The following is a 24,477-nucleotide window of genomic DNA, read 5'->3' on the forward strand; positions in this document are numbered from 1 at the left end:
TGTTTACGATTCTTTGGAGGATTGTTATTTACAAGCTGAAGTAGTTGATATGTTGAGTTTGGCCCTGGGTTCACTTCAAAAAAAGCATCCTCATTTAACTTTTTTAATTTATGACGGGGTGAGGCCCCTATCTGTTCAAAAACACCTATGGGAGCAAATAGATAAACCTGATAGCTTAAAACCGCTATATGTAGCTGATCCCAATAAAGGAAGTTTACATAATTATGGTGTAGCAGTGGATTTAACCTTATTCGACTTAAAAACCGGAAAACCTTTAGATATGGGAACACCATATGATTATTTTGGGTATCTGGCTTATCCCGATAAAGAAGAAGAAATGCTTAATTCAGGGCGACTTAATAAGGAACAGATCCAAAATAGGTTAATATTGCGGGAAGCCATGAAGGATGCAGGCTTTGACATAATTGGCTCTGAATGGTGGCATTTTAATGCCTTCAGCTTAGAGCAAGCCCAAAAAAAATATCAAATCGTTAAATAAAATTTAATTAATAGCTTAACAATGAACCCTAATAAATTAAAATGTATACGGTACATGGCTCTTTTGCTGTCTTTTTTTTCTTTGTATCACTTATCCGCAAAAGCCCAAGATCCCCAGTTTAAAGCTTTGATATTTAGTAAAACGGAAGGATATAGGCATAAATCAATACCTGATGGTATACAAGCCTTGAAGTTACTTGCCCAAAAGCATGTTTTTGAAGTTTACGCTACTGAAGATGCCAGTATTTTCTCTGAGGAAGGCTTAGATGATTTTGATTTGGTGATTTTGTTGAATACAACAGGAGATATTTTAAATGAAAAGCAGCAAATAGCCTTTGAGAAATTTGTTCAAAGTGGAAAAGGGGTAGTAGGCATTCATTCTGCAACGGATACGGAATATGAGTGGGAATGGTTTAATAAAATGATTGGTTCACAATTTAAAAATCACCCTGCTCAACAAACTGCTCAAATTAAAGTGAAAAATAATAATCATCCAGCTTCCTATCACCTTCCTGAAAATTGGCTTTGGACAGACGAATGGTACGCATTCAAAAATTTTAATGATCAAGTTCGTGTGTTGTTGGAGCTTAACGAAGAAACCTATGACCCGGGGACCAAAGATGAAAACCCCATGGGGATGGGGAAATTTCATCCTATATCATGGTATCACCACTTTGATGGTGGGAGGATTTTTTATACCGCTTTAGGCCATGTAAAATCTGCCTATGAAGATGAAATATTTTTGAAACATGTTTATGGAGGAATTTGGTGGGCAGCCAAAGGCTATCCAATGGATTAATTTGGATTGTCTGAGGAATTAATTAATTCCTGTAATAAGGGCAAATAAATGTCATGGCCTCCAGGGTAATATAGTGTTGCGGTTTTAAGCTTAACCTTTTCCAGGATTATTTGTTGTTCCTTTAACCGTTCCTCTGAAAGAAAGGGGTCGTTTTTCCCATGTACCATAAGAATTTTGGTTGTTGCTAATTTTTCTCTGGTATCTGGGATTTTAAGGTCATGGGCAAAACCCCCACCCCAAAGTACCAATTCATCTATAGAATATGGTGTCTGAACTGACCATCGGGTGGCAGTTGCTGCTCCCTGTGAAAAACCTAAAACATGGATGGCAGGAGTTTTTTTAAATTCCTTTAATACCTGGCTAAGCATTGCATTAAGAAAATGATGATTGTTTTTAATGGCCTGTTCCCGTTGATGTTTGGTCATCCAGTTTGCCCCCACTTTGCCTGAAAAGCCTTTCTGGTAAGCGTAATTAGTTGCTTCAGGGGCAATAAATAATCGATCATTATGGAAAAGGGGGGAGAATTTGTTTAGGAAATAGGGGGCAAGCTGACCATAACCGTGGAATATTATCCAAATTGAAGTTTCCTGACCGGTAGGTTCATGTGATTGGGAATAAAAGGCAGTGGATGTAAAGCTAACTTTTTGGTACATCTATCTTGCAATAAAATCTGAAAATTTAAAGGGCAGCAATTGGTCAATTCCTTCAGCAATCAACACTTCTTCATTATCACACAAAAGTAGGATTTTTATAGGGAATTTAAATTTTTGCTCCACTTCGGCTATGGTCTGTCTGCAAATACCACAGGGAAAAATCGTTTGGTGATTTCTGGAATTTTTGGCCTTTGCTGCTATGGCAATTTTCAAAGGCCGAGTTTCCGGGTAATTGGCATTGGCATAACTTAAAACTACCCTTTCCGCACATATTCCAGTTGGAAATGAAGCATTTTCCTGGTTGTTTCCAGTTAGAAAAGTTCCGTTTTCCAAAAGGACCGCTGCCCCTACCTGGAAATGAGAATAGGGAGCATAAGCATGCTCAAGTGCTTTTTTTGCTTTACTTATTAACGCCTTATCTGCAACTTCCAATTCTTCCCAATGGTATTGCATCAAGATGATGTTTTCGACTATTTTTTTACTCATGGAACAATCAGTTTTAATAATAAGGTAGAAATATTAAAGGTAAGGAGTAAAGGAATGATGAATTTTTGAAAATTATTTTCCGGCTAAAATATTAATTGCCATCTTCGATTCACTTAATTTTAAACTAGGGATTTTCTATGAAAACCATTCTGATCATAGGGGCTGGCAAATCAGCAACCGTATTGATTGATTATTTATTGGCAAATGCTGTCAAAAAGGAGCGAAAAGTAATTATTGCTGACCATCACTTGGACCATTTGTCAGAAAAAATTAATCAAAACCCCTTATGTGAAGGGATAAGGTTGGAATTGAATGATGAAAATTTTAGAGAGCAATTGATATCGAAGGCCGATGTGGTTATTTCCATGTTGCCCGCCAATTTACACCCTGTAGTTGCAAAAGACTGCCTTCGACTTGGAAAACACTTTTTTTCAGCCTCCTATGAATCTTCTGAGATGAGGGAAATGGCAGAGGAGGTTAAAGCCAAAGGCTTGTTTTTTCTCAATGAATGTGGCTTAGATCCGGGTATTGACCATATGTCAGCCATGAAAATAATTGATGATGAAAAGGAAAAAGGAAATGAAATCACCCTTTTTAAATCCTATTGTGGAGGATTGGTGACCCCAGAAAGTGAAGGTGATAATCCCTGGAAATATAAATTCAGTTGGAATCCCCGGAATGTGGTGCTGGCAGGGCAAGGTGTGTCCAGGTTTTTAATGAATGGTAAATTTAAATTTATCCCATATCACATGCTATTCAGGCGGACAGACCTGATCAAATTTAAAGCGGTGGGGAATTTTGATGGATATGCCAATAGGGATTCCTTAGGGTACAGGCAAGTTTATGGTTTGGAAAATATACCAACCATAATTCGGGGAACCCTTCGTAGGGAGGGGTTTTGTAAAAGTTGGGATGTTTTGGTTCAGCTTGGCCTGACAGATAATTCATTTCAAATGGACTTGCCTAGAGATTTTACCCATAGAATGTTCATCAATGCCTTTTTGCCTTTTCATGCAACCCGGTCCATAGAGGAGAAGATTGTCAGTTTATTACCTTGGGTGGACCAGGAAATTTTAGATAAAATCAGTTGGCTTGGTCTTTTGAGTGATGAAATGTTGCCCAGGTTTAAAGGAAGTCCAGCAAAAATTCTGCAGGATATTTTGGAAAATAAATGGGCTATGGAGCCCGATGATAAGGATATGGTGGTAATGCAGCATCATTTTGAGGTGGAATGCCAAAAAGGAACAAAAGAAATTACTTCCAGTTTGGTGATAAAAGGAGAAGACAGAGAGCATACAGCAATGGCTAAAACGGTAGGCTTACCATTATTCTTGGCGGTGGATTTGTTTTTGGAAGGTGAAATAAAGCTTAAGGGGCTTCATTTACCCACCTTGAAAGAAATTTATGAGCCCATATTGGAAGGCTTAGAAAAGCATGGGATTGTTTTTGATGAAGAAGTCAATTGGAAGAAATCAAATGAGAAAGCTAATTGATTAATGACCTCAAAAAATCAATAAAAAATCCTTTAACAAATTACTGTAGGGCTCAGAATAACTGAAATCTTCATTTTTGATGCAAAGGGTTTCGGTTTTTGAAGGATAGTTTTGGTAAGAAAAGGATTGGATCAAACGGAGTGTTTTTGTGTCTGGCCTGTCTTTTAATGCAATAGAATGGCTTGGAGATAATTGAAAAAACTTTGCGATTTTTTCCAATTCTTTCATTTGCTGGGGAGGAAGGATAACCCAAAATTGTCCTTCTTTTGCTAACAATTTGTTCACTCCTTTGATCAAATCCCCAAAGGGTAGGCCATCATTGTGAAGGGCAAGGTTTCTCTGTGCATTTGTGGATTTGTTGTGATTAGGGAAATAGGGGGGATTGCTTACAATTAGGTCAAACTGTCCCTGAGATTGCCCTAAAAATTCTTGAAATGGCTTATGGTCCAATTGTATGCTGTTTTTCCAAGGGCTATCTGTAATGTTTTCCAGAGCTTGATGATAAGCGGGCTCATCTGTTTCAACGGCCTTGATATGGGCATTAGAGAACCTTTGGGCCATCATAAGAGCTATTACTCCGGTTCCTGCACCTATATCCAAAATGTATTTAGGGTTTTCCTGATTGGCAATTGCTCCCAAAACGACTGCATCGGTGCTTACCTTCATGGCACATCGATCCTGGTGGATGGTAAATTGCTTAAATTTGAAATAGGGGTTGGGCATAGAGTTTATTTTCCCGTTTTTTTACTGATTAGACTTGACCATTTTCATAGCCCTTATCAATTTGTAATTGTCCTGATTCTGCTGCATTGACAGCCAATTGGTCACAACGCTCATTTTCTGGATGACCGGCATGGCCTTTTACCCAGTGGAATTGGGGTTTGTATTTATTGTGCAAGGGGATATATCGCCTCCAAAGATCCTCATTTTTTTTGCCCTTAAAGCCTTTTTTGTGCCAGCCCCAAAGCCAACCTTTGGTGACCGCATCCACTACGTATTTGCTGTCCGAATAAATTTTTACAGGAATACCTTCCACCTTGATGGCTTCCAGCCCTTTGATCACTGCCAATAATTCCATGCGGTTATTAGTAGTTAGGCGAAAACCCTCGGACAATTCTTTTTCATGCTGTTTGTATTGGAGGATGGTTCCATACCCCCCATTTCCGGGATTTCCTTTGGCAGCCCCATCTGTATAAATTGTGATCATGATTCAAAATAAATAAAAAAGCCAGCCATTTCTAGCTGGTCTTTTCAAAATGATTATTGATTTTACCTTTAGCTGTATCCTGGTTTTTTTAATATTCCCGCAGGAATTTTAAGAGCTTTTCAAATTCCTCATCAGTAACGGCGGGGAAATTGGCAATTCGGAAGCTGGTAGGTTTAAGTGGACCATAACCACTGCCCATTTGCATCCCTTTCTTTTCAGCGGCCTTTTTGATCTCCTGAATAAATTCCTCCTTCCCAGAAATACCCATGACGGTTTTACTGCGGGTATCAGGGTTCTGCACCAACATCATCAATTTTTCAGAGTTCGCAATGGTATCCTCCAACTTGGACATTCTTTCTCTAGTAACTTGGTCCGTTTCCTGAATCTCAGGTCTGTCCTGGAGACTTCTGTTCAGCAAATATATACCAAAAACATTGGGGGTATAATGGGTCTGATATTTTGCAGCATTTTCAAGCATAAAACTCAAACTGTTGTATCTGCCAGATTCTCCTTTTCTTTCACATTTTTCAATGGCCTTGGGGGAAAGGATCAAAATGCCCAATCCTGCTGGCAGTCCAAAACATTTTTGAACGGAGGCATACCAAATATCTGCCAATGAAAAATCCAGTTCAATTCCTGCCATGGAAGAAGTGGTGTCCACAGCGATCATTTTTTCAGGATATTTTTCCCCGATTTGTTTGATCAATTCCTGACGGACCTCAGTGGCATTTGAAGTTTCATTTTGGGTGATAGCGATCAGGTCAAATTGTTCTCCAATTTCCAAATTCTGAACATCCACTTCTGTTTCAGTATCCAATTTAATGGAGGCAGTTTCCGGGTTTAAATGGCTGGCAAAGCTCAACCATTTTTTTCCAAATGATCCTGAATAAATGTGGAAACTGGTTTTTTCTACGATCGATTGGGCAATGATTTCCCAATTTTCCGTAGCACTGGAAGTGAAAAGTAGTTTGTAATCCTCAGGTACATGGAGTTTTTCCTTGAACAAAGTCTCGGTTTCCTGGTAGAGGTTCATAAAAGTTGCACTTCTGTGGCTGGCACTTAAAATGCCTTGCTCGTATGCTTCTTTCATGTAAACGGGTAATTGGTCATAAACCTTGGATGGTCCCGGAGAAAATGAAATCATGTCTGGTAGTTGATTAAGATGGAAGAAAATACTGAATGCCTAATTGGTAACTTTTGAGCCCTAATCCGGAAATCATCCCAATACATTCTTTAGAAATGATGCTTTTATGCCTAAATTCCTCTCTTTTATAGATATTGGAAATATGGATTTCCAATACTGGTGTGGTCACTCCTGCAATTGCATCTGAAATGGCAACAGAAGTATGGGTGTAGGCTCCTGCATTTAATAAAATGCCATCGTAGGTAAAGCCTGCTTCGTGGATCTTATTGACTAACTCCCCCTCAACATTACTTTGGTAATAAGATAATTCAATGTCGGCGAATTGGCCTTTCAATTCCTCAAAGAAATCTTCAAAAGACTTGCTACCATAAATTTCAGGTTCCCTTTTACCTAGTAGGTTGAGGTTGGGCCCGTTGATGATAAGTATTTTCAAAATAAAACCTTGTTTTTAAGTTTTTCCTAAAGAATGCCCAAAGTTAAGCATTGAACTGATGAATTGACTAAAAAAAATAGTCTTTAATTTTAACTTTGGATTCCAAGACCTTTACTATGACTAATAATTGGGAAAAATATATCAAACAATTTAGGTATTACCTTAAAATGGAACGCTCACTAAGTGATAATTCTATTCAGGCTTATGTCAGGGATATTGAAAAGTTGTATGGGTTTATCCAAGATCATTTTCCAAATATTAACCCTGAGGAAATTCAATTTGAAGTCCTCAGAAAATTTGTCCAACAATTAGGTGCTCTGGAAGTATCCGTCTTCACACAGGCAAGGGTAATTTCCGGGATAAAGGCATTTTTTAGGTTTTTAATGTATGAGGAGCTCATTGCTGAAGATCCATCCGTTTTGTTGGAAACCCCAAAAGTGGGAAGAAAGCTACCTGATACATTAAATTATCAGGAAATTGTCCAAATGCTGGAGGGAGTCCAACTGGGAGAGCCGGAAGGTCACCGCAACAGGGCTATTTTAGAGATGCTATACAGTAGTGGATTGAGGGTTTCTGAGCTTACTGAATTGAAACTAGGACAAGTGTATGAGGATATTGGTTTTTTGAGAATAATCGGGAAGGGAAATAAGGAGAGATTGGTGCCCATAGGAAGTGATGCGTTAAAATATCTGAAAATTTATCTTGAGGAAATCAGAAAGCATCAAAAGATCGCAAAAGATCATGAAGAATTTGTTTTTCTTAATAGGAGAGGGAAGAAATTGACCCGCGTAATGGTGTATTTGATTATCAAAAATCTGGCGGATGCAGTAGGGATTAGAAAGAAAGTTAGCCCCCACACCTTTAGGCATAGTTTTGCCACCCATTTGATTGAAGGGGGAGCTGATTTGAGGGTTGTTCAGGAGATGCTTGGACATGAAAGCATCACCACTACCGAAATATATACCCACTTGGATAGGGATTATTTGAGGCAAGTATTAACCGATTGTCATCCAAGAAAATAAGAAGAGGTGACTTGAAATAATTTTTTATTCATTTTTTTATGTAATTAATAAGGGTTTTTATATGATCAAAATTGGAATTATGGTTGAAAAATGTTTAAACCAATAAACTTGTTGGTTTATTTTAAATCGTAAATAGTGTTGTTTATATGTATTTTTTTGTATTATAAAATTATTTATTAACTTTTGATATAAAACCAATATTTCTCAAACTAATGAAAAATGTTTTAAAATTTTTGATGTATGCAATGGTGATAATTGCTGTGATTGTGATTGGAGCCTTGGCTTATATTCAATGGGGCTTTCCCAAAGTGGAGGAGGCTCCAGAGATGGTTGTTGAAGGTTCTCCTGAACTAATTTCTAGAGGGGAATATTTGGCGCACCATGTGATGCTCTGTATGGATTGCCATGCGGAGAGGGACTTTAGTCTTTATGCAGGACCTCCAATTCCGGAAACTTTGGGTGCAGGAGGAGAAAGGTTTGATAGATCGATGGGCTTTCCAGGAGTTTTTTTTTCAGCCAATATTACTCCAGCGGGAATAGGGGATTATACTGATGGGGAGTTGTTTCGGTTAATCACCACAGGGGTGAAAAACGATGGTGAGCCCATTTTTCCGGTGATGCCGTATCAAAATTATGGGAGGATGGATGAAGAAGATATTAAAGCGGTTATTGCTTATATCAGGACCTTGAAGCCGGTGCAAAAAGAACATCCTAAATCCGAAGTGGATTTTCCTGTGAATTTTATTTTGAGGACCATGCCCAGTCCTGCAGATCCCCAAACTAGGCCTGAAGAGAAGGATATAATAAAATATGGTGAGTATTTGGTCAACGCTGCCGCATGTGGAGATTGCCATACAAAATTTGAAAAGGGGGAATTTACAGGTCCTTTTTTGGCTGGAGGCCGGGAATTTATGTTTCCTAATGGTACCGTCATTAGGACCCCTAACCTTACCAAAGACAAAACCGGATTGGGAAACTGGTCAAAACAGCAGTTTGTAGCCCGATTTAAATCCTATGACCCCGCAACATACAAGCCAAATAAGATTAATCAAGGCGAATTTCAGACCATAATGCCCTGGATCATGTATGCAGGCATGAAAGAAAGCGATTTGGGAGCTATTTATGATTATTTAATGTCTTTGGAACCTGTGGAAAATGAAGTGTTGAGAGTTTCGTTTGCAGAATAATAAATTACAGTTGAAAAAGTGCAATTAATCACCTTTGAGTTATTATAGATAACTTACACTGCGGGCGGGAAATCCAAAATGGATTTCCCGCCTTTTTTTTTAAAAATCAGCATAGGCAAAAGAAGGAGAAGCCCAAATTCTGTTTAACCCCTTCTCCTCCACAGTCTAAGGAATTTATTCTGTATCTAAATGGTAATTAGGTGCAGCTTTCAGCTAATTCAATTAATTTAGCGGCTGAACAAAAACGAGATTCCGTGTATAAATCCTTCCTGAAACCGATTTTATTCCGAAAAGGACCTGAAAAAGCTCATCATTTTACATTTTCACTCACCAAATTGACTTTTAACCTTCCCCTGGTAAAAAATTTCATTAAAGGTGCCTATAGTTTTGATCACCCCCAATTGGAGAAGGAAGTTTTTGGTTTAAAGTTTAAAAACCCAATAGGCTTGGCGGCAGGATTTGATAAAGATGCTAAATTGATTGATGAAATGGCCATGCTGGGATTTGGTTTTATTGAAATAGGAACCTTAACCCCTAAACCCCAGCCAGGTAATCCCCAGCCCCGCTTATTCAGATTGCCTCAGGATGAATCTTTGATCAACCGAATGGGCTTTAACAATGGAGGTGTAGAGGATGCCATACTTCGTTTGCGGAAAAGGAAGTCAAGGGTACTTATTGGAGGTAATATTGGAAAAAACAAGGTAACCCCCAATGAAGAAGCAGTAAATGATTATCTTCAATGCCTGGAAGCATTACATCCCTATGTGGATTATTTTGTGGTCAATGTTAGTTCACCAAACACTCCAAATTTGAGGGACCTTCAGGAAAAAGAACCTCTTAAAAAATTGCTGTTGGCCATCAAGGAAAAAAATGACCAGATGCCTCATCCCAAACCGGTGTTGCTTAAAATCGCACCCGACCTTACCGAAGGACAACTGGATGATATAATAGAGATAGTTCAGGAAAGCAAAATAGATGGTGTAATTGCCACTAACACCACTATTGACCGGTCAAAACTAGAAACTCCAAAAGAACAGGTGGAATCAATTGGTTCAGGAGGGCTTAGTGGAAAAGTTTTGGCTGCAAGGAGTACAGAAGTGATTCGTTATTTGTCTGAAAAATCAGGTGGTTCCTTCCCGATTATAGGGGTGGGAGGGATATTTTCTGCTGAAGATGCCATTGAGAAACTCCAAGCTGGGGCCTCATTGGTACAGGTGTATTCCGGTATGATTTATGAAGGGCCTGGTTTGGTAAAAAAAATCAAAAAAGGACTCTTGAAATATTACCAATCCTGATATTTTCTATAATTAAAGATTAAAATTAACTTATCGTATAAATAAGGCATTCGTTGGTGAGTTATGGCTGCAAATACATATAAATCAAATACTTTCAGAAAAAAGGATAAAGCCAAAAAGAAACGGTCTTTTAACTTTTCTCTGAGTGCATTTAAAGACAAAAAAATAGGGCTGTCATTTGGTATCCTTTTTATGATGATTGGCCTGTTTTTGTTTTTTGCATTTTTAGGATATCTTTTTACTGGACCAGCCGACCAAAGTGTGGTGACTGCCGAGGGGATGGATATTTCCTACCGCCAAAATGCGGCTGAAGCCAGGAATTGGCTGGGGTATGCGGGAGCATGGGTTTCTTATTGGTTGATCTTTAGGTGGTTTGGTTTAGCGGCATTTTTGTTGCCTCCTTTCCTTTTTCTTATGGGCTTCAAATGGGCTTTTAAGAAATCATTGGTCAGCCTTACCCAATACAGTGCTTTTGGATTGTTTTTTGTCTTTTGGCTGGGCTTGTTGTTGGGGTATGTCGTCCATATGCTGGATGGATACCACTATATTGGATTTTTAAGCGGTGGGTTTGGTTATGAAATGGCCGTCCTTGCTGATGAATTTTTAGGTTGGGGAACCTTTATACTCATTTTTGGTTCTTTGCTGATTTTTGTGGTTTTCTTTTTCAATATTACTCAGATCGAATGGTTTCAGCCAGGGGAAGATAAAGCTATTTCTGATGAAGAACCTGAAGGCTCAAATGCCACTGAAACAAACTCCGATTCTTCATTTGAAGATAGTGAGGAAATTGATTTTTTGAACAAGCCGGAAGATGAACCGAAAAGGCCAGTAGGAACTTTGGAAGAAACCGAATCCGGGGAAAGTGAGGAAAACAGCTGGACCATCAAGGAAAAGAAACCCGAGAAAAAGAAAGAAGCTTCTGAACCGGCATTCAATGTGGAGGATCAAACCTTAATAGCTGAAGATGAAGCAAAGCAAGAGGAAAATACGTTTACCGTAGAAAAGGCAGAAGGAGATGAAAAGACCGTGTCTGAGGTGGAAAATTTGGCTCCTTATGACCCTACTTTGGATTTGCCACAATACCAGTACCCGGCTTTGAATTTGCTAAATGAATATGATCAGCAAAAAGTAACTGTTACACGCCAGGAGTTGGAAGAGAATAAGAATAAGATAGTTGAAACCCTGGTAAACTTTAAAATTGGCATCCAGGAGATCAAAGCAACTATTGGCCCAACGGTTACCTTATATGAAATTGTGCCTGATCCGGGAGTGAAGATTTCCAAGATCAAAAACCTGGAGGATGACATTGCCTTGAGTTTGGCCGCATTGGGTATAAGGATCATCGCCCCTATTCCGGGTAGGGGAACCATTGGTATAGAAGTTCCTAACAAAAACAGGGAATTGGTGGCGGCCAAGTCTGTTTTGGGAACGGAGAAGTTTATGAAAAGTGACAAGGACCTTCCGGTGGCATTGGGGAAAACCATTTCCAATGAGGTTTTTGTGGTGGATTTGGCAAAAATGCCGCACTTATTGATGGCCGGAGCTACTGGACAAGGAAAGTCGGTGGGTTTGAATGTGATACTGGCCTCTTTGGTTTATAAAAAACATCCTTCCCAATTAAAATTTGTCCTGGTCGATCCCAAAAAAGTGGAATTGACCCTGTTTAATAAAATTGAGAGACACTTTTTAGCCAAACTTCCCAATGCGGAAGATGCTATTATTACCGATACTAAAAAGGTGATCTATACCCTGAATTCCCTTTGTATAGAAATGGATCAGCGGTATGATCTTTTAAAGGATGCCGGCTGTAGAAACTTAAAGGAATACAATGCCAAATTTGTGGCCAGAAAACTCAATCCTGACAAGGGCCATAAATTTATGCCTTATATCGTATTGGTAATCGATGAGTTGGCCGATTTGATGATGACCGCTGGTAAGGAAATTGAAGGCCCAATTGCCCGCTTGGCTCAGTTGGCAAGGGCTATTGGTATCCATCTGGTAGTGGCCACCCAGCGACCGTCTGTCAATGTGATCACCGGTATCATTAAAGCCAATTTCCCAGCCAGGCTTTCTTTTAGGGTTACTTCAAAAGTTGACAGCAGGACCATTTTAGATGCAGGTGGAGCGGAACAACTTATCGGGATGGGAGATATGCTTTTGTCACAGGGATCAGACGTAATCCGGCTTCAATGTGCCTTTTTAGATACCCCAGAAGTGGAAGCAGTTTGTGAATGGATTGGAGACCAAAGGGGATATAGTGATGCTTACCTTTTGCCTGAGTTTGAGGGTGAAGATAGTGATAATAATGTGGGAGGGGTGGACCTTGCCGATAGGGATCCATTATTTGATGATGCGGCGAAGTTGATTGTTATGCATCAGCAGGGTAGTACTTCTTTAATCCAGAGAAAATTAAAACTGGGATATAACCGGGCCGGAAGGATTATTGACCAATTGGAAGCCGCAGGAGTGGTCGGACCATTCGAAGGAAGTAAAGCAAGGGAAGTTTTAATTCAGGATGAAATGAGTTTGGAACAATTATTGAGCGACCTTTAAATTGTCAATTAAAGGCATTATTTGGTAGTTTATGATTAAGAAAATAAGTTTTATTATTATGGTATTGGTTTTGGGGATGGGTAATCTAATAGCCCAAAAAGATCCTGAAGCCAAAGAAATTTTGGACCAGGTAAGTGAGAAATACAAGTCCATGAAAGGCATGCACGCCATTTTTGAATATTATTATTACAATGAGTTGGATGGGGCAAGTCAAACTAATAAAGGGGAGTTAACTGTAAAAAATAATCAGTACAAACTGGTGTTGGATGATCAGGAGATTTATAATAATGGTCAGACCGTATGGACCTATATTAAATCAAATGGTTACAGAGAAGTTACCATCAATACGGCAAATCCTGAACAAGATGAATTAACACCTACCAGTATTTATACCATTTACAAAAATGGATATGATTACGAATTATTGGGAGAAAGTAGAAAAAATGGAAAAGCTGTTCAGGAGGTTTTGTTGAAAGCCGAAGATTCAGATGCTCAGTTTCAAAAAATCAAACTGACCATAGATAAAGATAAAAAGACGCTCTTGGGCTGGGAAGTGGCAGATAGTGACGGGGGTACATTTAGGTATAGCTTTAAGGAAGTAAATGCCAATCTAAATTTAAAAGACAGTCATTTTACCTTTGATCCCGAAAATCACCCTGGAGTGGAAGTGATTGACCTTAGGTAAGTTCAGTTCATAACAAGAATAAAATAAAAACGGCAGAAATCTGCCGTTTTTTGGTTTTGGAGTCCTGCTTTTTATATTTTTGACAAATTTTGACATAATTATACAAAAATGGACAAACAAAGCCTCTTTGGTCAAATTCAAAAAAAGTCATCTTTTTTATGTGTGGGACTGGACACGGATCTTTCAAAAATCCCACCACACCTGTTGAATGAGGAGGATCCGATTTTTTCCTTCAACAAACAGATTATTGACCATACCGCTGAATTTGCCGTGGCCTATAAGCCAAATATTGCTTTTTATGAAGCCATGGGAGCAAAAGGCTGGGAAAGTTTGCAAAAAACTTTAGATTATATTCCCGATGATATTTTTACCATTGCAGATGCCAAACGGGGGGATATTGGCAATACCAGCAGCCTTTATGCCAAAGCGTTTTTCGAGAAAATGAATTTTGACTCTATCACCGTGGCTCCTTATATGGGCAGGGACAGTGTGGGGCCTTTTCTGGAATTTGATGGGAAATGGGTTATTCTATTGGCTTTAACCAGTAATGAGGGTAGTCAGGATTTTCAGGTTTTGAATACCGAGGGGGACAAGCCACTTTTCCAACAAGTAATTGAGAAGAGTCAGCAATGGGGCCATGAAGGTAATATGATGTATGTGGTTGGCGCAACAAGAGGAGAGAAAATAAAAGAGGTAAGGGCTTTGGCTCCTGATCATTTCTTTTTGGTGCCCGGAGTCGGTGCCCAGGGGGGGAGTTTGGAAGAAGTGGCAAAGTATGGGATGAATGACTCTTGTGGTTTGTTGGTCAATTCAAGCCGTGGGATAATTTATGCCTCTTCTGGTGAAGATTTTGGGCAAAGGGCCGGGGAGGAAGCAGCCAAATTACAGCGAGAAATGGCAAGGCTTTTGGAAAAGTATTAAAGGCGCGACTATTTAGAAATCAAGGAGAATATTTTTTACAATGGGGATTTTCCCCTAATTTATATAAACATTTACCAGTGAATGTTTTTTGTCATTTTTAAATCTATTTTTTATGAATTTTCAGGAAAGTTTTGTCCAGTCAGTATGGAAGTTTCAATATTTTAACCGGCAAAATCTAGCAACAACCGATGGTCAGCCTTTATCAATCCGAAAGATTGGTTTCCATAATTTTCACGAAGGCCCGGATTTTTCGGAATCAGAAGTACAAATTGGGAATTTGAAATATCATGGGAATGTGGAGGTCCATATCAAATCCTCGGATTGGATTGCCCATAAGCATGAGCAGGATCCCAAATTTGAAACGGTAATATTGCATGTTGTTTGGGAACATGATTTGGAAATTGACCGTAGTGATGGAACACAAATTCCTACCCTTGAGCTCAAGGGGAAAGTTTTTTTGGATGTCCTGAGGAATTATCAGCGATTGATACAATCTCCACATGTCATCCTTTGTGAAGATTCCTTACTGGAAATTCCTGAAATCATTAAATTTTCCATGCTGGAAAAATCTTTAGTAGAAAGATTACAGGAAAAATGTCAACTGATTGAGAAGCAATTGGAGCTTACTGGTGGAGACTGGGAGGAAGTGGCCTATCGTTGGTTGTTTTATTCTTTTGGTTTCAAGGTCAACAGTGGTCCAATGTTGGAATTGGCCCGGTCCCTGCCTTATAATTTGTTGAAAAAACATGCACACCAACCGGCAGTTCTTGAGGCATTATTGCTGGGGCAAGCGGGATTTTTAAAAGAAAGTAAGAAGGATGATTATTCCCGCTTTTTACAAAAGGAATTTGAATTTTACCAGCAAAAGTATGGTCTGCATTCAAGGGATTTGCGAGCAGAATGGAAATTTATGCGAGTAAGACCCGCCAATTATCCGACAATCCGAATAGCGCAGCTGGCAGCTTTACTGGCTCAAAGGCCCAATTTAATTTCTATTTTAATGCATGAAATTAAGTCCCTTAAAGATTTACAAATTGTATTTTCTATTTCTGCATCTCCTTATTGGGAATACCATTTTAGGCCAGGGTATAAAAGCCGGAAAAGGCAAAGCAGGAATTTGACCAAAAATACGATTCAGCTTTTGGCTATTAATTTTGTGATACCCCTTTGGTATGCTTATGGGCAATATATCGATGACAGCCTATGGAAGGAAAGGTGTTTTGATTTTTTGCAATTAATTCCTGCGGAATCCAACCATATCATATTTGATTATGAAAAATCTGGATGGAAAGCCGGTAATGCTTTTGACACCCAAGGGATGATTGGGCTTCATCACCATTATTGTCAACCCAAAAAATGCTTGGATTGCAAAGTTGGCCAACAACTCCTTAGGCCACAGCGAAAATGATATTTTGGTTTGGTGGGGAAATTGCCGTAATTTTGCGGACTAAATTGAACTGAAATGGAAAAACCGGTAATCATCTTAGGGGCAAAGGGCATTGCCCACCCTGCTTTGGAAATTTTTAATAGTAATAATGTTGATGTATATGGGTTTCTGGAAGAGGATGAGGAACTCCATGGGAAGGAAATTAATGTAGTGCCTGTACTTGGCCACCCGGAAGATGATGGATATCTAAAATTGATCGGGAAAAAATGCGAGGCATTCGTAGCGGTAGATGATTATAAGTATCGTCAATTTTTAGTGAAATTACTAAATGAGCGTAGGAAAGTACAACCCATCAATGCCATTCATAAAACTTCCTATATAAGTACGGATTCCACTATGGGCCATGGAAACTTTATCAATGCCCGTGTAATTATTGGAGCTGGAACTGAATTGGGTCACCATGGAATTTATCATTCAGGTGTCCTTATAGATCATAAAGTTACCATTGGAGATTTTGTACAGATAGGTGCCGGTGCGGTAGTGAATTCAGGAGTAAAGGTGGAAGAGGGTGCCTTTATAGGATCAGGAGTGACCATTGTCTCCGGAGTGAAAATTGGAAAAAATGCTAGGGTTGGGGCCGGATCGGTAGTAGTTGCTGATGTAGAAGAGGAGAGTACAGTGTTTGGAAATCCTGCCAAACCAGTCAAACCATAAAAAATATTATATTTATTACCTTCAAAAACCAAACACCCTGCTGAAACAGGGCTATCGTTATGGAAAATTTGAACTATAGCATCTTATTGTATTATTGTTACGCCGAGATCAAGGATCCTGAGGCGTACAGGGAAGAACATCACCTTTTTTGTGTAGAAAACAATATCAGGGGAAGAATTATTGTATCCCCTGAGGGATTAAATGGAACGGTTTCCGGTCTTAAAGAAGATTGTGAAAAGTACATGGAATATGTAAAATCCGATTCTCGCTTTGCTTCGACGGATTTTAAAGTAGACGAATTTGACAGGCATGCATTTACAAAAATTCATGTTCGGGTAAAACCAGAGATAGTCCATTCCAGTCTTCGCCATATCAATCCCGTCACCCGTACTGGTAAACATTTGGAGCCTGAGGAGTTCAAAAAATTAAAAGACCAGGAGGATGTGGTGATTTTGGATGTAAGGTCCAATTATGAACATGAATTGGGTCGTTTCAAAAATGCCATTACCCTGGATATTGATAACTTCCGGGATTTCCCAGAAAAGGTCAAAGAGTTGGAACACCTTAAAAACAAAAAGGTGTTGACCTATTGCACCGGAGGAATCAAGTGCGAAAAAGCATCAGCCTATTTGTTGGAACAGGGTTTTGAGGATGTTTATCAACTTCATGGGGGTATTATCAAATACGGTAAGGAAGCAGGCGGTCAGGATTTTGAAGGAAAATGTTACGTATTTGACAATAGGGTGGCTGTTGATGTCAACCAAGTCAATCCCAAAGTGATTTCCACTTGTCATGTATGTGGAACTACTTCTGACCGAATGGTTAACTGTGCCAACCCGGAATGCAATATTCATGTCCCTATTTGTGAAGAATGCGGCTGGGAGATGGAAGGTGCTTGTTCAGAGGAGTGTAAATCACATCCTGAAAAACGGCCCTATGATGGAACAGGTTATTACCAAAAAAACACCAATGGCTATAATCCTTATAAAGGGCTGTTTAGGAAGCCTGATAAAGAAAAAATAAAGTCCCTCGTCAATGACTAAAAAAATTCCAGCATCGGAATTGATCCTTAATCCCGATGGAAGTATCTATCATTTACATTTGAAGCCAGAATTTCTGGCTTCTTCTGTTATAACAGTTGGTGATCCTGGGAGGGTAGCAATGGTTTCCCAATATTTTGATGAAATCAAATTTCAGGTAGCTAACAGGGAATTTGTTACCCATACCGGAATTTTTAAAGGAAAGATGATTTCCGTAATCAGCTCCGGAATGGGCACCGACAATATTGAAATATTGATGAATGAACTGGATGCTCTTGTCAATGTGGACCTTAAGAGGAGGCAAGTTAAACCTATGCATACCAGTTTGAAAGTGGTAAGGGTTGGGACCTCCGGAAGCATAAGAAAAGAAATTCCTACGGGGGTTATATTGGCATCTGAATATGGGATTGGCCTTGACAGTTTGATGCAGTTTTATAATCTGGAGAGCAATCCCAAGGAATTATCTATTGCCAAAGCAGTAAAAGAAAAGTTAGGGCTTGGACTTTCCCCCTATTGCTGCCGAGCTTCCCCGCATCTTTTGGAGAAGATGATTAAGGGGGAAGTCATAAAAGGAAATACCGTTACCTGTCCGGGTTTTTTTGGACCACAAGGGAGGGGAATAAGGCTTCAACCAGCAATCCCTGATATTATAGAACGCCTTACTGAGTGGGATTTAGATGGTGTTAGTCTTTCCAACTTTGAAATGGAGACAGCAGGTTATTATGCTATGGGGAGCCTCTTAGGCCATGAAATGATGAGCCTTAATGCCATTGTAGCCAATAGAGTAAGTCAAACTTTTGCTGAGGATCCAAAAGCTATTGTAGATAAAGCAATATTGCATGCTTTGGAAAATATTTAGAGTTTACTTTTTAGGTATAGTAACTGCAAATTTGCTGTCATTGGTGAAACAGATTTTAATAAAGTGTTGGCGGGCTTTTGTCCAAATAGGATGAAATCAGAAGTTGACTTTTAGGTGTATTGACATTAATAATTGTGATAAGCGGTGAAACCATTTTTATATATCTACGGTATAACAAATACAGTCAATGCTGGACTGTAATGCTATTCAGGTTTTCTCGGGTTTCTGGTTGAGAAATAAAGTGTTAGAGCGTTTATTGTACTATTCAGCCTGTTGCCTATGCGGCTTTTCTGTTTACCTCTTTTTTTATTTTTACTTATTTGGTTGTCTTATCCTGCTAATGGACAGTCCATTATTATTAAAGGATTGGTTGTAGATGATAACACAGGTGATCCATTGGCATTTGCCAATGTCATACTTATGGATCCAATTGATTCCAGTATGGTCAAAGGGGGAATGACCGATATTCAGGGAAAATTCAATCTTAGCAGTGACCCGGGGAAATTTATTTTTAGAATCCGTTTTGTTGGTTTTAAACCCTATGAAAAAGCCATAACCCTGGAAACTGTGCCCGAAAAGGATTTGGGTGAAATCCGCTTATTGTCTACTGAAACGGATTTGGATGAGGTTCTGGTGGAGGAGGTTGCCTCCATGTTTGAATCAGATATTGACAAACGCAGGTATAATGTGGAAAACAGTATAGTGGCAGAAGGGGCTACAGCTTCAGAGTTATTGGCAACTTTGCCTTCCATCCAGGTGGATGAGGAGGGAAGCATTACTATGCGGGGAAGTGGGAATGTACTGATCTATATCAATGGTAGGCCATCCAATTTGTCAGGGGAAAACACAGAAGCCATATTGTCCCAGTTTCCTGTAAATAGCATCAAAGCCGTTGAATTGATTACCAACCCTTCTTCCCGTTATGATGCTTCCGGAGTGGGAGGAATTATTAACATCATATTGAAAAAAAATGAAAGAAATGGCTTCAATGGCCAGACGAATGTATCCATCGGGACCAGGGATAAATACGCAGGGGGGCTGGTCTTGAATTATGGAATTGAAAAAGTGAATTTTTTCTCCTCTTATAATTATCAAAACAGGAAAAGATTCCGAAAGGCTGAAGGGAAAAGAGTGAGCAATATTTTGGGAGCTTCTCCCATTTTGGATCAGGATGCCTATAATGAAGAAGTGGAAATTTCCCACCTGGTAAGAGGCGGAGCTGACTTCCACTTATCGGGTAATAGCCAATTTGGGATTTTTGCCCAGGGTAATTTTAACCAGGAGGATGAAGAAGAAACGTTGAATCAAAGGAGTTTAAATTCCCAGGAAGTTTTGGATAGCTTATATGTCCGGGAAAGCACAGAGGATGAATCCGGGGATCATTTTGAAATAGGCCTAACCTATAACCTGGAGATGGACACTTTGGGGCAAAGTATGTATGCCTCGGTATCATATGCCAAAGATGGTAGAAGTCAGGTGGATGATTTTATCCAGTATTTTTTTAGTGAAAATAGGATGGAAGTCCCCGGAAAAGACTCCTTCAGGTAAATGACAGGCCTAGGGATAGTGAGTTGTATATTTTTCAATTGGACTATGAAAAACCGTTTTCTGACACAGGAACCCTGGAAGCAGGCCTAAAAGGGACTTTGGGAAACTGGGGACGAAGTCAGGAATTTTTTCAAGGTGACGAAACCAGTGATTTTGTTCTTGTGAGAAATGATACCATCAGTGATCAATATGAATTCCATGAGGATGTTTATGCCGCCTATTTGATTTACAAGAATATATGGGGAAAAATGGGATACCAGTTGGGGTTGAGGGGGGAATATACCGAAACATTAGGAGTGCTAAAAAGCCAGGAAGAACGGGTCGCTAATAGTTATTTTAATTTATTTCCCAGTATTTATTTTATATACACCTTCAGGAAGGAAGAGGAGCTAAACCTGAATTTTAGCAGGAGAATTTCCCGACCTGGCATATGGCACCTCGCCCCTTTATATTATGTGTCTGATTGGCTAAATGTCAGACGGGGTAATCCCTACCTCCAACCAGAATTTACGAATAGTTATGAAATTGGATATATGAAAGGTTGGGAAAAGTGGCTGTTGAATGCAACAATTTATCACAGAAACTCTACAGACATCATTTCCCGGATCACCCGACTTTATGATAATAATGTTACTATTCAGACCCGGGAAAATATCAATTCCAGGAACAGTACCGGACTGGAGCTGGTTAATCAATTCCAATTCACCAATTGGTTTGATGCTACCTTGACGGGAAATTTATTTTATAGCCAAGTCAAAGGTGAAAATATTCAAGAAGGGTTCAATAATTCCAGTATGAGCTGGACCGTAAGTTTACTTTCTAATATGTCCATCCCTGAAATTTTAACCGTGCAAATCCAAGGAAATTACAGGGGACCAATTATCCTTCCTCAAGGTGAAATTAAACCATTTTGGGGTTTAAATGTGGGGTTGAAAAGAGAGTTTTTCAACAAGAAAGGTGTTGTCAGTTTAAATGTAAGTGATGTTTTTAACAAAAGGATTTTTAGAATTAAAACTGAGGATCCCAGATTTACTCAAAACCGGGTGTATAACAGGGAAACCCGAATTGGAACTTTGTCCTTTTCCTACCGTTTTGGTGGTTTTAAAGAAAAACGCAATGAAAGACGCCGGGACCAAGGAGGAGATGAATTAGGAGACTTTTAAATCCTGATAAATTCCAAATTTCCCCAAATAGGGAAAGTGAATTCAAAAAAATAGATTTCCAGCAATTAGGACAATGCTTCTTCTATAATAAATTTGGCATCTTTTTGTGATCCATGGATCAAATGGGAGCTTTTAGTCCGCTGAAAAGGAATCCCAAGAAAATACAGCCCTTTGACACGGGATAAGCCTGAATTTTCCCGTAAAGTTTCCAGGTTGTTTTCAAAATCTTCAATTTCTATAAAATCAAAATCAGGATAAAAGCCAGTTGCAAATACCACAAAGTCATATTGCTCCTTTTTACCATTTTCAAAAAGGACCTGATTTCCTGTAGCTTCCTTTATAATGGGCTGCTTTTTTGTCTTTTTTAACTGCTTTTTCAAGTTATCGTATTGGTAAATGGTTTCAATTCTTTTTTGGCCCTTTTTGGCAACCCTGTCCAATATTCCCAGGCGACTGGCCCACCAAATAACATTTTTACCAAAGATATATAGGGGAGTGAGCTTTGGTTTCCTGTTAACGGACCAATGCACTTCATAATATTTGGTGAGTTCGGCAGCTATTTGGGCAGCTGAATTACCCGTCCCAACCACCAAAACTTTTTTGCCTTTGACAGAAATTGGGTTACGGTAATCCTTACTGTGAAGGTAGGGGGTATTTAGGTCATTTACCCATTCAGGGAATTTAGGTTTTTGGCAAAAACCATTGGCTATAATTACTTTTTGGGCTTTGATTTCCTCAAAGACAGTGGAAATCAGGAATGCACCCTTGTTTTTTTTGAGGGTCAGTACTTTATTTTTGTTATGTACAGGCATGTCAAAATGCGAGGCATAGCGGGAAAAGTAATCAGCCATTTGGTCCTTAGTTGGCCTTGCCTTAGGAGAAAGAGCCATGGGCAAATCAGGAAGGGCGCTGAATTGGGCTGGAGTGAACAATTTTAGGGAATCATATTGGTTTCGCCAATTATCTCCGATTTCCTTGTTTTGTTCTAAAATAACAAAATCGCAGCCTTTTTTTTGTAAATACCGGCCAGCTGAAAGACCACATTGGCCACCTCCAATGATTACAAATTCCTTTTCTTTCATGTCCATTAATCCATAATACCATCCAATTCGCTAAGCTCCAGCCAACGAAATTCAAGTTCCTCCAATTGATCATCAATTTTCTTGATGGATTGAGACCATTCGGTTAGTAATTCATGATCTTCAGTACCTTTGTTTATGTTATTGATCAATTGATCTTTTTGCACTTCCAAAGTAGTGATTTCTTTCTGGACCTTCTTAAATTCCATTTTTTCTTTGTATGAAGCTTTGTTGGTTTTTTCCTTGGAAGGGATGGAAGTACTTTTTTCTTTTGGTTTTTTCTCAGTATCTTTTTTTGCTTTTTCTTCCTTTTCCCATTCCCGAAAGTCAGAATAGTTACCTGGGAAATCCTTGATTTTTCCATTCCCCTCAAAAACAAAAAGATGATCCACCAACCTATCCATAAAATATCGGTCGTGGGATACAATTATAAGACAACCAGGAAAGTCATCCAAAAATTCTTCCAAGGTGTTTAAAGTCATTATGTCCAGGTCATTGGTAGGTTCATCCAGGATCAAAAAATTGGGGTTTTTGATTAAAACCATTAGCAATTGTAACCTTCTTCTTTCTCCTCCACTCAGTTTTGCAATTGGAGTGTGCTGTTGTTTGGGGGGGAATCCAAATTTATTGAGAAATTGGGAAACGGTAATTGTTTGTCCCTTGGCCAAGGTGACAATCTCTGCCACCTCTTTCACCAGGTCAATGAGCTTTTTGTCCTCGTCGAAAGTTTTTTCCTCCTGATGATAATAGCCAAATGCCGTAGTCTGCCCCAGTTCGATTTTCCCCTGGTCTGGGTCTAGGATTCCAGTTAGGAGATTAAGAAAAGTGGTTTTTCCTGCCCCATTTGGACCAACTATTCCGATTTTATCTTTTTTCTTAAATGTGTAAGAAAAATCTTTGATGATTTCTTGGTCCCCATAAGTCTTTCTCAAATGCTCCAGTTCCAAGATTTTGCTCCCCAGTCGTTGGGTGGAAACTTGAAGATCAATATCCCTTGTTTCCTTTTTTTGGAGAGCTTTTTTCTTAGTGGATTCAAATGCATCTATCCGGTATTTGGCCTTGGTTCCTCTTGCTTTGGGTTGTCGGCGCATCCACTCCAACTCTTTTTTGTAAAGACTTTTGGCTTTTTCCTGTTCGCTGGCTTCTATTTCTTCCCGTTCGGCTTTCTTGTCCAGAAAATAACTATAATTTCCCGAGTACCTGAAAACCTTTCCCCCGTCGAGCTCTAAGATTTCATTTGTGACTTTTTCAAGAAAATACCGGTCATGAGTCACCATAAAAAGGGAAAGGTTAGCTTTGGCTAGGTAATCTTCCAGCCATTCAATGGTCTCCAGGTCCAGATGGTTGGTTGGCTCGTCCAAAAGCAAAAGGTCCGGCTTTTCCAATATCGCTTTGGCCAAGGCAACTCTTTTTCTTTGCCCCCCTGAAAGATTTCCTACTGGAAGATCCGTGTCATGAAGCCCCAGCTTTCCAAGCACTTCTTTGATTTGGAATTCATAATCCCAAGCCTGAAGCTGGTCCATCCTTTCTAGTATTGGATTAAGTTCTTCCGAATTGGATTTTCCGGATTGGATGCTGAGCAAAGTTTTCTGATATAACTGAATCAACTGCAAGGCTTCATTGGATGCATCAGAAAAAATGGTTTGATAAATGGTAAGGTTACCCTCAAAAGTAGGGTTTTGATGAACATAAGCCACTTTGACCTGTTGGTTGATGGCTATCTCCCCTTCATCTGGGACCTCGATGCCCATGATGATCTTCATAAGGGTAGATTTTCCAGCACCATTAATGCCCACCAAGGCCACCTTTTGACCTTGGTCAATTCCAAATGAGATATTATTAAACAAAGACTTTTCTCCAAAAGCCTTGGAAAGTTTTTCTACAGAAAGGTAATTCATGTTCAAAATTAAATAAAAAATTCCCGCCGACACATATCCCGGAGGATTTGTCCACCTTAAAAGTAAAATTCCTTCTGAGCTAGCCTTTATTTAAAAATGGCTTTGAAACCCTGTAAGAGTTCATTGATACCATCTTTAAAATGTCCTCCCGATTTTTTGAAAAAAGGTGAGGCGCTTACTTTTTTTTCATCGTATTTCTTCTCAAAATCACCTCTCCGGTTTTTAAATTCCTGATGGATGGATTCCTTATTTTGGCGCAGTTCTTCAATTTTCCTCTCCACTTCTCCTTTCGCTTCTCCCCCCAATTCAGCCCCTTTGGCAATTAATTCCTCTATTTTTCCTCCTATTTCCTGAAGTAATTTCTCAACTTCATCAAATGATCCTTTTTTATTAGCCATATCAAGTAAGTTTTA

24 protein-coding genes (1 of these 24 running past the window's edge) are annotated in these 24,477 nt (G+C 39.2%); 15 read left to right on the forward strand and 9 right to left on the reverse strand.

Features of this window, described 5'->3' with window-relative positions:
• Together QWY93_RS09570 and QWY93_RS09575 are read left to right on the forward strand one after the other, a co-directional pair.
• On the forward strand, positions 1-499 hold the 3' portion of the coding sequence (locus tag QWY93_RS09570; RefSeq protein WP_290248002.1) for a M15 family metallopeptidase. The gene continues 272 nt to the left of window position 1, outside the view; 499 of the gene's 771 nt are visible here — the last part of the coding sequence; the start codon falls outside the window, past its left edge; its stop codon occupies positions 497-499.
• Positions 500-553: 54 nt separating this feature from the next.
• Complete coding sequence (locus QWY93_RS09575; RefSeq protein ID WP_290248003.1) at positions 554-1,297, forward strand: ThuA domain-containing protein; 744 nt, start codon at positions 554-556, stop codon at positions 1,295-1,297.
• On the opposite strand, the gene QWY93_RS09580 is transcribed toward QWY93_RS09575, so the two are convergent.
• Together QWY93_RS09580 and QWY93_RS09585 are read right to left on the reverse strand one after the other, a co-directional pair.
• The gene (locus QWY93_RS09580) at positions 1,294-1,950 is read right to left on the reverse strand and encodes an alpha/beta hydrolase (protein ID WP_290248004.1); all 657 of its coding nucleotides are present in this window, start codon (positions 1,948-1,950) and stop codon (positions 1,294-1,296) included. The two genes, QWY93_RS09575 and QWY93_RS09580, sit on opposite strands and share 4 nt — an antisense overlap.
• Positions 1,951-2,436 (reverse strand): cytidine deaminase, encoded by a 486-nt coding sequence (locus tag QWY93_RS09585; protein WP_290248005.1) that lies wholly within the window; start codon positions 2,434-2,436, stop codon positions 1,951-1,953.
• Between the two features lie 137 nt (positions 2,437-2,573).
• On the opposite strand from QWY93_RS09585, the gene QWY93_RS09590 reads away from it, so the two are divergent.
• Positions 2,574-3,929 carry a saccharopine dehydrogenase C-terminal domain-containing protein gene (locus tag QWY93_RS09590; protein ID WP_290248006.1) on the forward strand — a complete coding sequence of 452 codons (1,356 nt, stop codon included), beginning with the start codon at positions 2,574-2,576 and terminating at the stop codon, positions 3,927-3,929.
• Positions 3,930-3,938: 9 nt separating this feature from the next.
• Here the strand turns inward: QWY93_RS09590 and QWY93_RS09595 are convergent, their stop codons facing one another.
• The 4 genes from QWY93_RS09595 to aroQ all read right to left on the reverse strand — a co-directional run bounded on the left by QWY93_RS09595 (position 3,939) and on the right by aroQ (position 6,713).
• Positions 3,939-4,652, reverse strand: a complete 714-nt coding sequence (locus tag QWY93_RS09595; protein ID WP_290248007.1) for a tRNA1(Val) (adenine(37)-N6)-methyltransferase — start codon at positions 4,650-4,652, stop codon at positions 3,939-3,941.
• Positions 4,653-4,680: 28 nt separating this feature from the next.
• Positions 4,681-5,136 carry a ribonuclease HI gene (rnhA, locus tag QWY93_RS09600; RefSeq protein ID WP_290248008.1) on the reverse strand — a complete coding sequence of 152 codons (456 nt, stop codon included), beginning with the start codon at positions 5,134-5,136 and terminating at the stop codon, positions 4,681-4,683.
• Between the two features lie 88 nt (positions 5,137-5,224).
• Entirely contained in the window at positions 5,225-6,280 is a 1,056-nt protein-coding gene (locus QWY93_RS09605; protein WP_290248009.1) for an aminotransferase class V-fold PLP-dependent enzyme, read from the reverse strand.
• A 13-nt stretch (positions 6,281-6,293) separates the two neighbouring features.
• Positions 6,294-6,713 carry a type II 3-dehydroquinate dehydratase gene (gene aroQ / locus QWY93_RS09610; protein WP_290248010.1) on the reverse strand — a complete coding sequence of 140 codons (420 nt, stop codon included), beginning with the start codon at positions 6,711-6,713 and terminating at the stop codon, positions 6,294-6,296.
• A gap of 116 nt (positions 6,714-6,829) precedes the next feature.
• On the opposite strand from aroQ, the gene xerD reads away from it, so the two are divergent.
• From xerD to QWY93_RS09670, 12 genes are all read left to right on the forward strand, one after another.
• Positions 6,830-7,735, forward strand: coding sequence for a site-specific tyrosine recombinase XerD (gene xerD / locus QWY93_RS09615; protein WP_290248011.1), 906 nt, complete (start codon positions 6,830-6,832; stop codon positions 7,733-7,735).
• A gap of 212 nt (positions 7,736-7,947) precedes the next feature.
• On the forward strand, positions 7,948-8,922 hold the full coding sequence (locus QWY93_RS09620; RefSeq protein ID WP_290248012.1) for a c-type cytochrome: 975 nt from the start codon (positions 7,948-7,950) through the stop codon (positions 8,920-8,922).
• A 254-nt stretch (positions 8,923-9,176) separates the two neighbouring features.
• A complete protein-coding gene (locus QWY93_RS09625) occupies positions 9,177-10,217 on the forward strand; it encodes a quinone-dependent dihydroorotate dehydrogenase (protein ID WP_290248013.1) in 1,041 nt (346 codons plus the stop codon).
• Positions 10,218-10,280: 63 nt separating this feature from the next.
• Positions 10,281-12,770, forward strand: coding sequence for an FtsK/SpoIIIE family DNA translocase (locus tag QWY93_RS09630; RefSeq protein ID WP_290248014.1), 2,490 nt, complete (start codon positions 10,281-10,283; stop codon positions 12,768-12,770).
• Positions 12,771-12,801: 31 nt separating this feature from the next.
• Positions 12,802-13,455, forward strand: coding sequence for an outer membrane lipoprotein periplasmic chaperone LolA1 (gene lolA1 / locus QWY93_RS09635; protein WP_290248015.1), 654 nt, complete (start codon positions 12,802-12,804; stop codon positions 13,453-13,455).
• A 108-nt stretch (positions 13,456-13,563) separates the two neighbouring features.
• Positions 13,564-14,376 (forward strand): orotidine-5'-phosphate decarboxylase, encoded by an 813-nt coding sequence (gene pyrF, locus QWY93_RS09640; RefSeq protein ID WP_290248016.1) that lies wholly within the window; start codon positions 13,564-13,566, stop codon positions 14,374-14,376.
• A gap of 112 nt (positions 14,377-14,488) precedes the next feature.
• Positions 14,489-15,784, forward strand: a complete 1,296-nt coding sequence (locus QWY93_RS09645) for a DUF2851 family protein (protein ID WP_290248017.1) — start codon at positions 14,489-14,491, stop codon at positions 15,782-15,784.
• 54 nt (positions 15,785-15,838) lie between these two features.
• Complete coding sequence (locus QWY93_RS09650) at positions 15,839-16,477, forward strand: acetyltransferase (protein WP_290248019.1); 639 nt, start codon at positions 15,839-15,841, stop codon at positions 16,475-16,477.
• 59 nt (positions 16,478-16,536) lie between these two features.
• Positions 16,537-17,520, forward strand: coding sequence for an oxygen-dependent tRNA uridine(34) hydroxylase TrhO (gene trhO, locus QWY93_RS09655; protein ID WP_290248020.1), 984 nt, complete (start codon positions 16,537-16,539; stop codon positions 17,518-17,520).
• Positions 17,513-18,376, forward strand: coding sequence for a nucleoside phosphorylase (locus QWY93_RS09660; protein ID WP_290248021.1), 864 nt, complete (start codon positions 17,513-17,515; stop codon positions 18,374-18,376). Before trhO ends, QWY93_RS09660 begins: the two co-directional genes overlap by 8 nt.
• A gap of 324 nt (positions 18,377-18,700) precedes the next feature.
• Positions 18,701-19,924, forward strand: coding sequence for a TonB-dependent receptor (locus QWY93_RS09665; protein WP_290248022.1), 1,224 nt, complete (start codon positions 18,701-18,703; stop codon positions 19,922-19,924).
• A gap of 23 nt (positions 19,925-19,947) precedes the next feature.
• Positions 19,948-21,087: an outer membrane beta-barrel family protein gene (locus QWY93_RS09670; protein WP_353959631.1), complete on the forward strand. Its 1,140-nt coding sequence runs from the start codon at positions 19,948-19,950 to the stop codon at positions 21,085-21,087.
• 65 nt (positions 21,088-21,152) lie between these two features.
• Here QWY93_RS09670 and QWY93_RS09675 read toward each other — a convergent pair whose 3' ends face one another.
• The 3 genes from QWY93_RS09675 to QWY93_RS09685 all read right to left on the reverse strand — a co-directional run bounded on the left by QWY93_RS09675 (position 21,153) and on the right by QWY93_RS09685 (position 24,462).
• Positions 21,153-22,169 carry a flavin-containing monooxygenase gene (locus QWY93_RS09675; protein ID WP_290248025.1) on the reverse strand — a complete coding sequence of 339 codons (1,017 nt, stop codon included), beginning with the start codon at positions 22,167-22,169 and terminating at the stop codon, positions 21,153-21,155.
• A 5-nt stretch (positions 22,170-22,174) separates the two neighbouring features.
• A complete protein-coding gene (locus QWY93_RS09680) occupies positions 22,175-24,064 on the reverse strand; it encodes an ABC-F family ATP-binding cassette domain-containing protein (RefSeq protein ID WP_290248026.1) in 1,890 nt (629 codons plus the stop codon).
• Between the two features lie 86 nt (positions 24,065-24,150).
• On the reverse strand, positions 24,151-24,462 hold the full coding sequence (locus QWY93_RS09685; protein WP_290248027.1) for a hypothetical protein: 312 nt from the start codon (positions 24,460-24,462) through the stop codon (positions 24,151-24,153).
• Positions 24,463-24,477 lie beyond the last annotated feature (15 nt).

This window comes from Echinicola jeungdonensis (assembly GCF_030409905.1).
In the GTDB taxonomy this organism is placed as follows: Bacteria; Bacteroidota; Bacteroidia; order Cytophagales; family Cyclobacteriaceae; genus Echinicola; species Echinicola jeungdonensis.

Coding starts and splice junctions, on each gene's coding strand:
- QWY93_RS09575 (WP_290248003.1), top strand. CDS start 554: ATGGCTCTTTTGCTGTCTTTTTTTTCTTTGTATCACTTATCCGCAAAA.
- QWY93_RS09580 (WP_290248004.1), bottom strand. CDS start 1,950: ATGTACCAAAAAGTTAGCTTTACATCCACTGCCTTTTATTCCCAATCA.
- QWY93_RS09585 (WP_290248005.1), bottom strand. CDS start 2,436: ATGAGTAAAAAAATAGTCGAAAACATCATCTTGATGCAATACCATTGG.
- QWY93_RS09590 (WP_290248006.1), top strand. CDS start 2,574: ATGAAAACCATTCTGATCATAGGGGCTGGCAAATCAGCAACCGTATTG.
- QWY93_RS09595 (WP_290248007.1), bottom strand. CDS start 4,652: ATGCCCAACCCCTATTTCAAATTTAAGCAATTTACCATCCACCAGGAT.
- rnhA (WP_290248008.1), bottom strand. CDS start 5,136: ATGATCACAATTTATACAGATGGGGCTGCCAAAGGAAATCCCGGAAAT.
- QWY93_RS09605 (WP_290248009.1), bottom strand. CDS start 6,280: ATGATTTCATTTTCTCCGGGACCATCCAAGGTTTATGACCAATTACCC.
- xerD (WP_290248011.1), top strand. CDS start 6,830: ATGACTAATAATTGGGAAAAATATATCAAACAATTTAGGTATTACCTT.
- QWY93_RS09620 (WP_290248012.1), top strand. CDS start 7,948: ATGAAAAATGTTTTAAAATTTTTGATGTATGCAATGGTGATAATTGCT.
- QWY93_RS09630 (WP_290248014.1), top strand. CDS start 10,281: ATGGCTGCAAATACATATAAATCAAATACTTTCAGAAAAAAGGATAAA.
- lolA1 (WP_290248015.1), top strand. CDS start 12,802: ATGATTAAGAAAATAAGTTTTATTATTATGGTATTGGTTTTGGGGATG.
- pyrF (WP_290248016.1), top strand. CDS start 13,564: ATGGACAAACAAAGCCTCTTTGGTCAAATTCAAAAAAAGTCATCTTTT.
- QWY93_RS09645 (WP_290248017.1), top strand. CDS start 14,489: ATGAATTTTCAGGAAAGTTTTGTCCAGTCAGTATGGAAGTTTCAATAT.
- QWY93_RS09650 (WP_290248019.1), top strand. CDS start 15,839: ATGGAAAAACCGGTAATCATCTTAGGGGCAAAGGGCATTGCCCACCCT.
- trhO (WP_290248020.1), top strand. CDS start 16,537: ATGGAAAATTTGAACTATAGCATCTTATTGTATTATTGTTACGCCGAG.
- QWY93_RS09660 (WP_290248021.1), top strand. CDS start 17,513: ATGACTAAAAAAATTCCAGCATCGGAATTGATCCTTAATCCCGATGGA.
- QWY93_RS09675 (WP_290248025.1), bottom strand. CDS start 22,169: ATGAAAGAAAAGGAATTTGTAATCATTGGAGGTGGCCAATGTGGTCTT.
- QWY93_RS09680 (WP_290248026.1), bottom strand. CDS start 24,064: ATGAATTACCTTTCTGTAGAAAAACTTTCCAAGGCTTTTGGAGAAAAG.
- QWY93_RS09685 (WP_290248027.1), bottom strand. CDS start 24,462: ATGGCTAATAAAAAAGGATCATTTGATGAAGTTGAGAAATTACTTCAG.